Here is a 13,553-nt window from a genome sequence, read left to right on the forward strand (position 1 = left end):
CTCCTCGGCAACACGCTACGCATTGCCTCTAATCTAAGGGCATCGCATGACCTCTACCACCCGCAAATCCCCCTACCGTCAAGGGATCATCGACAGCAGCCCGTTCATTCTGGTGATCATTCCGTTTGCATCGCTGTTTGGCGTGCTTGCGTCTGAGGCAGGTTTGAGTGTGGTGGAGACGATGGCCTTCTCGATTGTCGTCATTGCAGGCGCGGCACAATTCACAGCACTTCAGCTTATGCAAGAGAATGCGCCGACTGTGATTGTGCTAATCTCTGCGCTTGCGGTGAACCTGCGTATGGCGATGTATTCCGCCTCCCTCACCCCTTACATCGGCGCAGCACCGCTTTGGCAGCGTGCTCTTTGTGCCTATCTCACGGTGGATCAATCCTATGTGGTGGGCGTATCCAAGTTCGAGCGTGAGCCGGATATGACAGTCGCGGCACGGGTTTCATACTTTCTAGGGGCGGTAACGCCGATCGTGCCGCTTTGGTATCTGTTCACATATGTTGGTGCTGTGCTGGGCACTCAAATCCCTGACAGCTGGGCGCTGGATTTCGCCATTCCCATCACCTTCCTAGCTATGATCGCACCCATGTTCCGCACGGCGGCTCACGTAGTAGCGGCACTGGTCGCTGTTGTTGTCGCTTTGCTCGCTGCTGGTGTGCCCTACTCGCTCGGGCTGATCATTGCAGGGACGGCAGGTATGATGGCAGGTGCGCAAACCGAACTGTGGCTTGAGCGCAAAGGAAATGCTAAATGATCGAAACAGGTACACTCTGGACTGTGATCATCGTGCTGGGGCTAGGCAGCTTTGGCTTGCGCTTTGTCTTTACCGGATTGGTAGGCGACCGCGCGATGCCCGATTGGCTGCTGCGGCACTTGCGCTATACCGCAGTCGCGATCCTCCCTGCACTGGTGGCGCCACAGGTCGTCTGGCCTGTCGCGACTGACGGTGTGTTTGATATTCCACGCGCGGCAGCGGCAACAGCGGCCTTGCTGATTGGATTGGTCACAAAGAATGTTTTGATGGCTGTGCTTAGCGGTGCAGTCACTCTTTACGGGCTGCTTTATCTAATCGGATAGACCTTTGACGCCGTCGCGAACATTACCTTGGTCATCTTCATAATAGCGCGAAGTTTTTACACCGGGCAATCGCTCTACCTGTTCCATCAGCTTGAGTGGATAAAACCCCTGCTGGATCGACTGAAAACCGGGGATCTGTTTGAGAATGCCAGAGGTAGCGTTCGCACAAAACGCGCTTGGCACCGCACCATTCGACCGCACCAACTGCATCGCGCGCGCTGCTTGTGCGGGTGTCACGACAAACTCTTGGGAGACGACATGAAAGTCACTACGCGCATGGGCAGATTTATAAATCTGGATCCAATTCGGTGACATGCCGTACAAGACATCACCACGCTCGGGTATCTTCTCGTGTTCGAAAGAACCTGCGGGATCAAAAATCACAGACTGCTGACCCTGAACCAACAACGCACTGTGCCCGCCTGCACCGGTCCGGTTATTGATCATCGTGATCAACGTCAGTTTTGGGGGGCCCTGATGCGTATGTATCCCTGCTTCAATCTGCGCTTGTGGCGATTCTTTTCCCTTTTCTGCACAGCCAGCCAAAAAGGCTGCGCACATCAAGGACGCAAGGAGTGGTTTAATCATCAGTTATACAATCGGTTTAGCGTGCGAAAAGAGCCAGAAAAAGCAGAATACCAATGATTACCATGCAAGCGCGTGTGACAAAAGTAACGAAGCCGTTAAATGTCTTTTCCTGCACGTCAGTTTTCATCGTGCCATGTTCATGTTCGGCCATCGGAAGTCCCTCTTGTCATAGTTGGCTTGGTTTTACGGCTGATTACGGCATTTTCCTGCCGCTGTCACGCCAGATTTGGCGCATATGTCTAAGATGCCGCGTTTATACCTCGTCCCGATCCAGATCAGCCAACAGCTTAAAGCCGATGCGATTGGGGGCTTCTGCCTCGACCGTCTTTGGCAGAGCTCGGAAAACAACATTCAGCTGGCTCACGTGCTGGACCAGCTGCATCTTTACGCCTGCTGCGTCTGCACCGTAGAAAGTCACCACATCAGGATCGAAGAACCCCATGCCCTCAATCTTGAGCACGCCAGCGTCCGTTCCTGCAAATCCCATGGCGATTTCGTGATCGTCATCAAGGCCTTCCTCGAACTTCTTGAGATACAACACTGTGCGCTCGTAGGCCCATTGCGCGGGGGATTTCTTTTCCACAGGCTTGCCCGAAACACCCTTTGGTACAGGTTGATCCTTGGCGTTTTTCGCCGCAGGGTCGTTGTGTACTTCGTGCACACGCGGCAGGGCACTTGTCTCATGTGCTTCTGCCGCTGTCTTGATCTGGTCACCCATAACTCACCCTCTACGCTTTACGCTGATACAGCCATGCACCATCGTCGCGCTGTGTGCGCGTGGCAAGGCCCGTCTGGTGAAGGTGGCTCAAATGGGCAAAGGCTTCAACCAGCGCAAGGCCATATTCACCCTCACCTATCGCTCTTTTGAACAACGGTGAGAAAACCTCGCCCGCGGTCTTGGGCGTGCAGATGTAGTCGAGCAGACGGCGCAGCGCACCGTGGTGGTTGTCGATCAGCATGTTCATTCGCTTTGGCAGGCCTGTAAAGGGTACTTTGTGGCCGCCCAACACCAGATGATCGGCACGTCCCAGCAGGGCCAACCGCTCGCATGCCTCAAGCCATTCACCAATCGGATCAGCCATCGGTTCGGTGGCGTAAACGCCAACATTCGGGCTGATGGAGGGGAGAATTTGGTCGCCAGCGATAACCAGGTTATCATCACGGCTCCAGAAGGTTGCGTGCTCTGGCGCGTGGCCGTTGCCCATATGCACATCCCACAAACGGCCACCCAGCTCGATCGTGTCGTCCTGCTTGATCCGTGTGTATCCCAGCGGCAGCGGATCGACGATATCAGCAAAATTAAACGGGCGGTCTTTGGCCCGCTTTGTATAAATCGCAGCTTCCATACCCGCAGAGCGGTAGAAGGCAAGGCTCTCTTCATTGGGGACATCCTGCACATCCAGCGTCAGCATGCGCGCCGTGAGCCATGCCGTGCGGGTCGTCACCAGCTCTGCCCCATGCTCGGTCTGGAACCAGCCCGCCAACCCGATGTGATCGGGATGGTGGTGCGTCACCACAACGCGGCTGACCGGTTTGCCCCCCAGCGGCCCCGCCAAAATCTCGGTCCAGATGCTTTTGGATTTCTTTGAGGAGAACCCCGTGTCGATAATGGTCCAACTGTCGCCCTCGTCCAGCGCATAGACGTTGACGTGGTCGAGCTTCATTGGCAGCGGCAGGCGCATCCACAGCACACCGGGTGCGACTTCGATCGCCTCTGTTCCGACGGGTGGCACCTCCCATGGATAACGCAGACCTTCGGGCGCGGGGCGTTCAGCCATGATTATCCTGCCAATTCTTCTGCGGTCAGCGCGTATAGGTCTTCCGCTCCCGCCTGTGCATGGGCCAGCAGCGCAGTATGTTCGGGCAGCATGCGTTGAATGTAAAAACGCGCCAGCTTTTCACGTGCGCCGCCTCGCTCGGCCACTGCTGCCTTAAGGTGAAGATGTGCGCCCAGAATTCGGGCAAAAGCATGCAGGTATGGCACCGCCCCAGCAAAACGCTCTTGCAAATCAGTTTGTGAAACAAGCCATTCTGTCGCCTCACGCATGCTCTCTGTGGCTTCCCAGACATCATTGGCGAGACGTGGAAAGACCGCCTTGGCCGCTTCGACATCTTCGGAGATTTCATCCAGCAAGGCCATCGCCGCCTCACCGCCATCCATCATTTTGCGCGCCACAAGGTCCATTGCCTGAATGCCGTTGGTCCCTTCATAGATTGCCGTAACACGCACGTCGCGACAGAACTGCGCGGCCCCTGTCTCCTCTACAAAACCCATGCCACCGTGCACCTGAAGGCCCATATCCGCCACAGCAATGCCTGTGTCTGTACCAAATGCTTTTGTGATCGGGGTCAGGAGTGCTGCACGCGCTTTCCACACTTTGTCACCCGTTGCTGTGGCCATATCAATGGCAACTGCGTTGCAGACCGCAATAGCCCGCGCAGCAAATATCTCGGCCTTCATGGTGGTCAGCATACGCCGCACATCCGCGTGGCCCAGAATGGAGTCTTTTTCCGCAGGCGCGCTGGTTTTGCCCTGCTTGCGGTCCTGCGCATAGGCCAGCGCGTGCTGGTAGGAAGCATCGGCAATCCCAATCCCCTGCCCGCCGACACCCAGCCGCGCATTGTTCATCATTGTAAACATCGCTGCCATGCCGCCATTTTCTTCACCCACAAGCCATCCAGTGGCGGCGTCATATTGCATAACGCATGTTGGGGAGCCGTGCAGGCCCATCTTGTGCTCAAGACTGACAACGCTCACACCATTGCGCTGACCTGGATTACCATCGGCATCAGGCAACAGTTTTGGCACAAGAAACAGGCTTATCCCGCGCACACCAGCAGGTGCACCTGCAAGCCGCGCTAGAACCAGATGACAAACGTTGCCTCCAAAATCGTGATCACCCCATGTGATATAGATTTTCTGGCCTGTGACGGCGAAAGTACCGTCTCCGTTTTCTTCGGCTTTGGTCGTCAACGCCCCAACATCCGATCCTGCCTGCGGTTCGGTCAGGTTCATGGTTCCGGTCCATTCGCCACTGATCAGTTTTGGCAGGTACAACTCTTTGAGCGTATCGCTCGCATGATGCTCAAGCGCTTCAATCTGCCCTTGGGTCAGCATTGGAGCCAGTTGCAACGATAGGCAAGAGCCGCTCATCATCTCGCCCACAGCCGCGGTGAGCGCCATTGGCAGACCCATGCCGCCATACTCGGGATTGGCCGACATGCCGACCCATCCGCCCTCGGCAATCGCCTTGAACCCCTCATGAAAACCCGGCGAAGTCCGCACCACGCCATTTTCCAGATGGGCAGGATGTACATCGCCTGTGCGCTGAAGCGGGGCCAGCACTTCTTCACAAAGCTTGCCCGCCTCAGTGAGAATCGCGCGGGTCACATCGTCCGTCGCATCGCCAAACCGCTCGGTCGCACGCAGCGCGGTCAGCCCCACAACATGCTCGAACAGAAAATTGTAGTCTTCAACAGGTGCGCGATACGTCATAAGGGTCTCTTTCAAGTGGAAGGCGGTTCAGCTGCGGTCAAACTATTTCGCTCGACGCAGCATAACAACAGGTTGGTGAGCAATCAGGCGAACTGCAACCAAAACGCCGCGTCAGACAAGGCAGGAGCAGACAGTGACACAACAAACCGAACGCCTATCTGCAACTGAAACCGGCATCGACCGCGCGGCTGAGCTGCTAGAGGCAGGTGCCTTAGTCGCCTTCCCCACAGAGACTGTCTACGGCCTTGGCGCTGATGCGCGACAGGGAGAAGCGGTGGCCGCCATCTACACTGCGAAAGGCCGCCCATCCTTCAACCCGCTCATCGTGCATGTCGCAGATGTTTCAATGGCACAAAAATATGCGGAATGGTCGCCTGAAGCAGCTGCACTTGCCGCTGCATTCTGGCCGGGGCCTTTGACCCTTGTTCTCCCGCTTTGTGCTGATAATGGCCTGTCGCCCTTGGTCACTGCGGGGCTGTCCTCCGTCGGCCTTCGAGTGCCTGAGCACACCGTAGCGCGGGCCTTACTCACAGCATTTGGTGGACCTGTTGCCGCGCCATCGGCCAATCCATCAGGACGGATCAGCCCGACCACATCCGAGCATGTTCTTTCGGGTTTGGACGGACGCATTGCCGCAGTGGTGGAAGGGGGCGCTTGTCCTGTCGGTGTCGAAAGTACAATCATCGGACTGATGGATGGACCTGCTGTCTTGTTGCGCAGTGGCGGTGTGTCCAGCGAAGCGATCGAAGCGGTTTTGGGCCAACCCCTGCGGCACGGGGATGAGAGCAAGATCACCGCCCCCGGTCAGATGGCATCTCATTACGCACCGCAAGGGAATGTTCGCCTTAACGCCGCACAAGCACGTCCTGACGAACACATGCTGGGTTTTGGCAATATCTCAGGTGATTTAAACCTCTCTGAATCTGGTGACCTGACAGAGGCGGCGGCAAACCTGTTTGGGCATTTGCACCGGCTTGATGCATTGGGCGGGCCGATTGCTGTGGCACCGATTCCGATGGAGGGGTTGGGCCGCGCCATCAATGACCGCCTCGCCCGCGCCGCAGCCCCCCGCGACTAGATCAGGCACGCCCCGCAGCGCCAGAAAGGCTCACGGGATCAATGCCGATGCTGCGCAATGACGCATCCCAGATCAGTTCGGTTTGCGTGTCGAACACCAAATCCTCTGACGCGGCGGCCGTGAGCCAGCCATTTGCGGCAATTTCCTGCTCTAGCTGACCCGCTCCCCAGCCCGCATAACCCACCGCGAACAAGAAGGGCGTCGGCCCCTTCCCTGTTGCAATATCCTCCAGAATATCGCGTGTCGCCGTGAGGACATATCCACCCGGGATTATCAAAGGCTCTGGCGAGAGACGGGTTTTATCGAGGTGCAGGACAAATCCGCGCTTTGTCTCAACAGGGCCACCGAAATGCACAGGCGTCGACACTGGCCCAGTGCTGGCGGTGATTTCAATACGGGCAAACACTTCGCGCAGGGTCATGTCGCCCACGTGTTTGTTAATGATGACCCCCATCGCACCCTCATCCGAATGCGCGCAGATAAACACAACCGAACGGGCAAAGCGCGGATCATCCATCCCTGGCATCGCAATCAAAAGCTGTCCTGTCAGATCCATAGCTGCCTCCTGCCGCTCAAGCCTGTCGCCCTCTGCCACTTTGACCAGCGCGGATCGCCCCTGCAAGTACCATCAGCGAAACATAGCTGACTGAGTTGTGACTTGGCAAAAGCATCGGGCCGCGTCACACAGGATGCATGATCAAATCCATACTCTGCGCCACCGCCCTTATTACAACTGCTACCGTTGCCCATGCAGGCGATCCAGTTGGCGTTCCCGTAACTGCAGAGTTGATTGACGGCTGGCAACAGGCGGACGGTACTCGCGTGAGTGCAATTCGCCTGACGATGGCGCAAGGATGGAAGACATATTGGCGCGCACCCGGTGACGCAGGTATTCCGCCAGATTTCAAATGGAACGGATCACGTAATCTGGCGGGGGTCACTGTAAGCTGGCCCACACCAAAAGTGTTCGAGCAAAATGGCATGCGCTCTGTTGGCTATTCCAATCAGGTCACCCTGCCATTGGCCGTTGCGCCAAAGCGGTTAGGCAAGCCGGTCGAGATTAACCTCAAAATGGAAATTGGTGTATGCAAAGATATCTGTGTGCCTCAAACTCTTTCCATAAAAGGAACGCTTAACAGCGATGCAACAACACCTGTTCCCGCGATTGCGGCAGCCTTGGCCGAACGCCCTTACTCTGCCAAAGAAGCGGGCGCACGCAACGTCACTTGTGCGATCAGCCCCTCAGAAGATGGCCTGAACATTACTGCCACGCTCACCCTTCCCACGACTGGCGGCAGAGAGCATGTCGTGATTGAAGCAGGTCGCCCTGACATTTGGGTGTCCGAAGCTGTATCACGTCGCAGTGGCAACACACTGACAGCACAGGCTGAAATGGTATCAGGTGCTCAGGGCGCCTTTGCGCTCGATCGCTCTGCGATCCGTTTTACGGTTTTGGGATCGTCCCATGCGGTTGACCTGATAGGCTGTACACCAAGCTGAGGCGCTAAAGAGCTGCTACTCTGTCGCGATGCTGGGTTTGCGAAGCATCATCACAAGACCACCAATCAGGTATCCCAAAAGGGCGACGATAGCGGCACCTACGACAAACAATGCGAACGCCGCCACCATGACAGATTGTCCTGCCAATGTGGGCAGTGCAGCAAGCAGCGCCGGAAAAAGCACACCCTTAAGCGTCGCATGGCCCAGTGTGAGCGCACCCCATCCCAGAACCAACGCCCAAAGCGCAACCAGACCCAGTTGCAAACCGCGTGCCCGCGCTCGCATACCGCGTCTCATCGCCGCAATCTGACGGGCAACATCATGTTGCGCCGCTACCAGCGCTGGAACAACCAGCAGCACCAACAGCATTCCGAACCCAAGGCCGTAAACCAGTGTGATCACCGTGGGTTTTAGAAACTGTGCCTGTTGGCTGCGCTCAAACAGGAGCGGTGCCATGCCCAAGACAGTTGTGAGCGTCGTCAACATCACAGGGCGCAAACGGTCAGCGGCACCATCTATGATAGACGGGATAAGCCCGCGGTCCTGCGCATATTCATCAATCGTCGTCACCAATACAATTGAATCGTTGATGATAATCCCCGTCATTCCCAAAAGGCCGACGACCGTAAACATGCTTAGCGGGACATCCCACGCGTGGTGTCCATAAATTGTGCCAACCAACCCGAACGGAATAATTGCCATGACAACCAAGGGGCGCGTCCAGCTGCCAAAGACCCATGCAAGCACCAGAAAAATACCAGTTAGACATAAAATTAGTCCCGTCATTGCATCCTGAAGGAACTGGTCTTCCTGCTCGCTCAGACCTGCGATGCGATATTCCACCTGCAACTCGGAGGCGATGCGCGGCAAGATATCCTCGGCCAGTGCCGCTCCAATTTCTGTCGCACGGTCGGCGTTGTCCTCGGAGATATCCCCCGTCACCGAGATCAACCGGATCCCGTTCTCGCGCCGCACGGTGCTAAATCCTGTGCGCTGCTGGACGCTCACGATATCGCTGAGTGCTACATAATTTCCCGCCGCTGTGCGCATCTGGGTACGATCCAGAAAATCAGCCGTCAACTCCCCTTCAGGCAACTCAACCCGTATCGTAGCCGACCGCGGGCCGTCGGGATACGTTGCCGCTTCAATCCCACCGAGGCGGTTACGCAACACACGCCCAAGCTGATCAATGGTGAAGCCCAGCGCCAATCCTTGCGGCGTCAGGTCTAGAATAAGCTCCTCTTTATCATAGGCGAGGTTGTCCTGAACTGCACTCACTTCGGGATATTGAAGCAAGGCCGTTTGAAGCGCTTCTGAAGCGTTTTTGAGCGTCTGCGTCTCGGCTCCGTAGAATTCAACCGACAACGCGTCACCACCCGGACCAGAGCGCCAGCCGCGGAAGCTTACTGTCTCGACTAAGGGATGATTAATCACCTCGTCCTGCAACTGCGCGACAAAAGCAAAGCTTGAATAGGGACGCAAATCAGCGTCGATCAATTCAATCGAAATCCCACCAAGCAAATCTGCATCTTTGCCGTCCGCAGCGGACAATCCCCGCCCGCCGTTTCCACCGACCTGTGCCATGACATAATCAAGCGGGTTGGTGCCGTGCTCTTCCTCCAACTTGGCTGCTACGGCATCCGTGGCACGCTGCATCTCGCGCATCATCTCAAGTGTATCGGCACGGGTGGCCCCTTCCGCCATGATGAAATTGCCAGTCACAGAACCGCGCTCGGGCGCGTTGAAGAAGCGCCACTGCACATCGCCCCTGATGAACAGCGCAACCTGACTGGCCAGCACAACAACAACGCCAGCCAACACCACATAACGCGCCTTGATTACAAGGGCCATAAACGGGCGGAACAGACGCTCGCGCATCCAAACAAAGCCGCCATTAATCACTGTGGAAGGCGTATCAATCCCATAACGTCCAATGGCCTGCACCATCGCCCGCAGGCGCGCAGGGCGGGTGGCCAGATACCCGCCGATAAGGACCAGCGTGATCCCAGTCAGGGCCGCTGCACTGCCCGACAACAGACCATAGGCCTCGCTCACATCAGCGCTTGTGATCCACAAAAATCCGGAAATTATTCCAAAGATCGCAGCCGTGATAAGCACAGTCGCTACAATCGCAGAGACAATGCCGCCCACAACCAACTTTGACATCGAAAACTTTGAGCGTTCTTCGATACTCTCCAGAGCATTTTTCATGTGGTGAGGCAGAATTAGAAAACACTCGATCAGGGACGCGATCAAAACGGCAATCACCGTAAACGGAATATCGCGGATAAGATCACCAAAACGCCCCCCTACAGCCACCAAACCAAAGAACGCGATGATCGTCGTAAGTGTCGCCGCAAATACCGGCATCGCCATGCGCTGTGCTGCACCCTCGGCCGCTTCTGCCGCACTCATCCCGCCGAGGCGGTAGCGGTGATCGGCATGTTCTCCAACAACAATCGCATCATCTACAACGATGCCCAACGTGATAATAAGACCGAACAGCGAGATCATATTGATCGTCAAGCCACCGAGATACATGAAGGCAATCGAGGCCCCCATCGCAACAGGAATACCTGCCGCGACCCAAAATGCGGTCCGTGCGTTGAGGAACAAAAACAACAGCGCAAGCACAAGGCCTAACCCCATCAAACCATTGTCGATAAGAAGATCAAGACGCCCTGTTATTGCCGCTGCCCGCGTCCGGATCAACTCCACCGACACACCTTCAGGGAGGCCAGCTTGGAGTTCAGCTGCGACCTGTTCGACTTGCTCTTGAATACCAATGGCATCGCCGCGATCCGAGCGGTCCACCCGTACGGATATCGCCGCATTGCCACCTACGAAAAATCCCATTTCACGGTCAACACCTTGCGCGCGAACTGTTGCGATATCACCGACCAACAGCTTTGAGCCGTCGGGATTTGATCGCAGAGTGATGCCTTCGATTTCTTGCGGAGTACGTTTTGCTGTCCCTGTGCGCACACGCGCATTCGCACCTGCTACATCACCGGCCGGATCGGCATCGACCTCCTCGGCAATTGCCGCCGCGATTTGCGCCATGCTCACATCATAGCCAACAAGTTTTGAGGAGGGCACTTCGACGAGTGTTTGTGGGGCGGCGACACCTTGGATAGTGGTACGCGTGACCCCGGCCGCAAAAAGGCGAGTCACAAACTCATCTGCAAAGCGGCCCAACTGCTCTGGCCCAACAGGCCCCGTGATCACAACATCGGTGACACGGTCGCGCCATGCACCACGGCGCACATCGGGTTCCTCGGCCTCTTCTGGCAGTATCGTGATTGCATCGACGGCTGTTTGCACGTCCGCTGCGGCACGCGCCATGTCCCAACCTGGCTCAAATTCAAGCGAAATCGTGCTGCGTCCTTCACGCGCTGTGCTCGAAGAACTCTCAACGCCTTCAAGGCCCAGCAAAGCAGTCTCGAGTACTTGACTGATTGCCTCATCTACATCCTCGGCACCAGCGCCCTGCCACACTGTTGTCACCGAAACATTATCGACAATCACATCAGGAAAAAACTGGGCGCGCATGTTTGGCGCAGCGGTGACACCCGCGACCAACATCAAAACAAGCAGGAGGTTCGCTACGGTCTTATGGCGTGTAAAATAGGAGAGTATCCCGCCTGCTGTTTTTGGAATTGGCCGCGCCATGCGTTATCCCCCCATCCTGCTTTCGATCCGCGCAACAACCTTTGCAGAGACCTTAGCCTCGCTCAGTTGAGCGAGTACGCGGGCCTTGGCATCCTCTGGCATCCGCTTGTTTGCCTCGACAAAAGCCACGAGTTTCGCACGACGCTCCTCAGTGAGCTCCAGCATCTCGGGCTCTGCTGGCGGCAAAGCACCCCTGCGCAGCGGTTTAACCGCAATGCCTGCACCCAACAGAGGTGATCGCGCCTCGACGACTTCCCGGCCGACAATATCACCGCGCACCAGAACATCGTCATCCTGACGGCGCAGCACGGTGACGCGGGCGGCCTCAAGCCGATCCTCTTCACCCAGCACCAGAACCGTTCCCGCAGCATCAACAGCAGAAGACGGCAGTAAAATTACGTTTTCGAGGGGGGGTTCTTGTACACGAGAAGTCACAAAATCTCCGGGTTTGAACCCGACGGGATTCTCAAGGGACGCAAAAACCAGACGGCCGGTTTGTCCTTCCCCCGCTGCGGCGGAGGTACGCGTCACACGGCCCCGCGCTTCAAGGTCTACCCCCGCAACGTCCAAAGTAACGCGCACATCTGATTTCAAGATGGAACCATCGGTGTCAAGCAGTCGCGCATATTGCGCAGTGGACAAACGGAAAGAAACCTCGAGGTCGTCAGGGTCTATTAATTCTGCCAGACGCTCGTTTATTGTGACCAGCCGCCCTTCCACCACTGTTGCTCCGCTCAAGGTACCATCAAATGGCGCCGTTATGACGGTATCATCCAAGCGCCTCTGAGCCTCTGCCAATGCAATCTCTACACGTGCAATTGATGTGGTCGCCTGATCCACACGCGCCTCAGCCTGAGCTAGAGCCTGACGGCGCGCCAGTACTGCTTGTCGCGCAGCAGATGCCGCAAGTTCCGCTGTTTCTTCGGCAGCAGTCGTACCCACGCCGCGCTGTACCAGATCGGTTTGACGCTTGGCTGCACGCACGCGCAGGTCAGCTTGCTCTTGGGCAGCTGACAACTCATCTCGGGCTAGTTCTAGCCCGCGTGCGGCATCCCGCGCTTCTGCTTGTGCATCCGCCAAATCACTCTGTCCACGCTGAAGCGCCGAGAGCGCATCCGCAGGATCAAGTCTGACCAAAACATCGCCAGCTTTGACGACGCCGCCATCCTCGAAGCCATCGGCGAGTCCTATCACACGGCCCCCATCAGCGGCCCGCAGTTCAAGAGTTCGACGGCTTGCTATTTCGCCAAAACTTTCAAGAACAGGTGATTGCGTGCCCATTTCGGCTTTTACTACATTAACGCTAAATACCCGCTCGCGCGCCGGCGGTGCCACCGATGTATCCGCCATCCGCGTTTGAACGGCACCACCAATCATCTGGACAGCCCACACCAGCAACCCCAGCGTGACAGCCGCCAGAAACAGACCAATCATACTTTGTCTCAGAAAACGCATTCTGTATCCGTTATATCCAGTTGATAGAGATTTAATGCGGCATTGCAGTTTGCCAATCAAACCTTATACGCACACTGTTCAAATTTCCGTCACTTTTTTCTGTAACGTATTTACACAAACCCAAGCGATATCGCCCTATTTGCGGCGGTGGTGCTCATCCAGACGGGGCAAAATCTCGACAAAGTTACAAGGGCGGTGCCGGTAATCGAGCTGCTTTTCCAAAATTTCGTCCCAAGCGTCTTTGCAGGCGCCCGGACTGCCTGGCAACGCGAACAGATAAGTACCGTTGGACACCCCACCCGTCGCACGCGACTGAACTGCGCTGGTGCCAATTTTCTGCATCGACACGATAGTAAAGATTGTGCCGAACGCATCAATCTCTTTTTCATAAACGTCACGGTGGGCCTCGACCGTTACATCGCGCCCTGTCAGACCTGTGCCACCTGTTGAGATCACAACATCAATCTGCGGATCAGCGCACCACTTGCGCAGCTGCTCGGCGATATCGACTCGCTCATCGCGCAGAATTTTGCGGTCTGCCAGTATATGCCCTGCCGCTGCAATCCGGTTAACCAGCACATCACCCGAGCGGTCCTCCTCGATGCTGCGCGTGTCAGACACGGTGAGCACGGCAATCCGCACCGCGATAAAATCTTTGTTCTCGTCTATTCTGCTCAT

At 56.5% G+C, this 13,553-nt stretch carries 13 protein-coding genes; 4 read left to right on the forward strand and 9 right to left on the reverse strand.

What is annotated here, in order from left to right; translation table 11 throughout:
- Window positions 1-46: 46 nt before the first annotated feature.
- Window positions 47-763 (forward strand): AzlC family ABC transporter permease, encoded by a 717-nt coding sequence (locus Q0775_RS04495; protein ID WP_298858158.1) that lies wholly within the window; start codon window positions 47-49, stop codon window positions 761-763.
- Complete coding sequence (locus Q0775_RS04500; protein WP_298858159.1) at window positions 760-1,086, forward strand: AzlD domain-containing protein; 327 nt, start codon at window positions 760-762, stop codon at window positions 1,084-1,086. The genes Q0775_RS04495 and Q0775_RS04500 overlap by 4 nt, the downstream gene beginning before the upstream one ends.
- Here Q0775_RS04500 and Q0775_RS04505 read toward each other — a convergent pair.
- The 5 genes from Q0775_RS04505 to Q0775_RS04525 form a co-directional block, all read right to left on the reverse strand.
- A complete protein-coding gene (locus tag Q0775_RS04505; protein ID WP_298858160.1) occupies window positions 1,075-1,674 on the reverse strand; it encodes a hypothetical protein in 600 nt (199 codons plus the stop codon). The two genes, Q0775_RS04500 and Q0775_RS04505, sit on opposite strands and share 12 nt — an antisense overlap.
- A 16-nt stretch (window positions 1,675-1,690) precedes the next feature.
- Window positions 1,691-1,825: an aa3-type cytochrome c oxidase subunit IV gene (locus tag Q0775_RS04510; protein ID WP_298858161.1), complete on the reverse strand. Its 135-nt coding sequence runs from the start codon at window positions 1,823-1,825 to the stop codon at window positions 1,691-1,693.
- Window positions 1,826-1,927: 102 nt separating this feature from the next.
- A complete protein-coding gene (locus Q0775_RS04515) occupies window positions 1,928-2,392 on the reverse strand; it encodes a DUF6173 family protein (protein ID WP_298858162.1) in 465 nt (154 codons plus the stop codon).
- Window positions 2,393-2,402: 10 nt separating this feature from the next.
- A complete protein-coding gene (locus Q0775_RS04520) occupies window positions 2,403-3,452 on the reverse strand; it encodes an MBL fold metallo-hydrolase (protein WP_298858163.1) in 1,050 nt (349 codons plus the stop codon).
- Window positions 3,453-3,454: 2 nt separating this feature from the next.
- Complete coding sequence (locus Q0775_RS04525; RefSeq protein WP_298858164.1) at window positions 3,455-5,170, reverse strand: acyl-CoA dehydrogenase; 1,716 nt, start codon at window positions 5,168-5,170, stop codon at window positions 3,455-3,457.
- A gap of 133 nt (window positions 5,171-5,303) precedes the next feature.
- On the opposite strand from Q0775_RS04525, the gene Q0775_RS04530 reads away from it, so the two are divergent.
- On the forward strand, window positions 5,304-6,248 hold the full coding sequence (locus tag Q0775_RS04530; protein WP_298858165.1) for an L-threonylcarbamoyladenylate synthase: 945 nt from the start codon (window positions 5,304-5,306) through the stop codon (window positions 6,246-6,248).
- 1 nt (window position 6,249) lies between these two features.
- Here Q0775_RS04530 and Q0775_RS04535 read toward each other — a convergent pair whose 3' ends face one another.
- Window positions 6,250-6,804 carry a YqgE/AlgH family protein gene (locus tag Q0775_RS04535; RefSeq protein ID WP_298858166.1) on the reverse strand — a complete coding sequence of 185 codons (555 nt, stop codon included), beginning with the start codon at window positions 6,802-6,804 and terminating at the stop codon, window positions 6,250-6,252.
- A 137-nt stretch (window positions 6,805-6,941) separates the two neighbouring features.
- On the opposite strand from Q0775_RS04535, the gene Q0775_RS04540 reads away from it, so the two are divergent.
- Window positions 6,942-7,748 carry a protein-disulfide reductase DsbD domain-containing protein gene (locus tag Q0775_RS04540; protein ID WP_298858167.1) on the forward strand — a complete coding sequence of 269 codons (807 nt, stop codon included), beginning with the start codon at window positions 6,942-6,944 and terminating at the stop codon, window positions 7,746-7,748.
- A gap of 15 nt (window positions 7,749-7,763) precedes the next feature.
- Here the strand turns inward: Q0775_RS04540 and Q0775_RS04545 are convergent, their stop codons facing one another.
- The 3 genes from Q0775_RS04545 to moaB all read right to left on the reverse strand — a co-directional run bounded on the left by Q0775_RS04545 (window position 7,764) and on the right by moaB (window position 13,553).
- Window positions 7,764-11,420: an efflux RND transporter permease subunit gene (locus Q0775_RS04545; protein WP_298858168.1), complete on the reverse strand. Its 3,657-nt coding sequence runs from the start codon at window positions 11,418-11,420 to the stop codon at window positions 7,764-7,766.
- Window positions 11,421-11,423: 3 nt separating this feature from the next.
- Window positions 11,424-12,875: an HlyD family efflux transporter periplasmic adaptor subunit gene (locus Q0775_RS04550; protein WP_298858169.1), complete on the reverse strand. Its 1,452-nt coding sequence runs from the start codon at window positions 12,873-12,875 to the stop codon at window positions 11,424-11,426.
- A gap of 135 nt (window positions 12,876-13,010) precedes the next feature.
- Complete coding sequence (moaB, locus tag Q0775_RS04555) at window positions 13,011-13,553, reverse strand: molybdenum cofactor biosynthesis protein B (RefSeq protein WP_298858171.1); 543 nt, start codon at window positions 13,551-13,553, stop codon at window positions 13,011-13,013.

Origin of the sequence: uncultured Sulfitobacter sp., from assembly GCF_947499945.1 — a bacterium.
Lineage (GTDB): Bacteria > Pseudomonadota > Alphaproteobacteria > Rhodobacterales > Rhodobacteraceae > Sulfitobacter.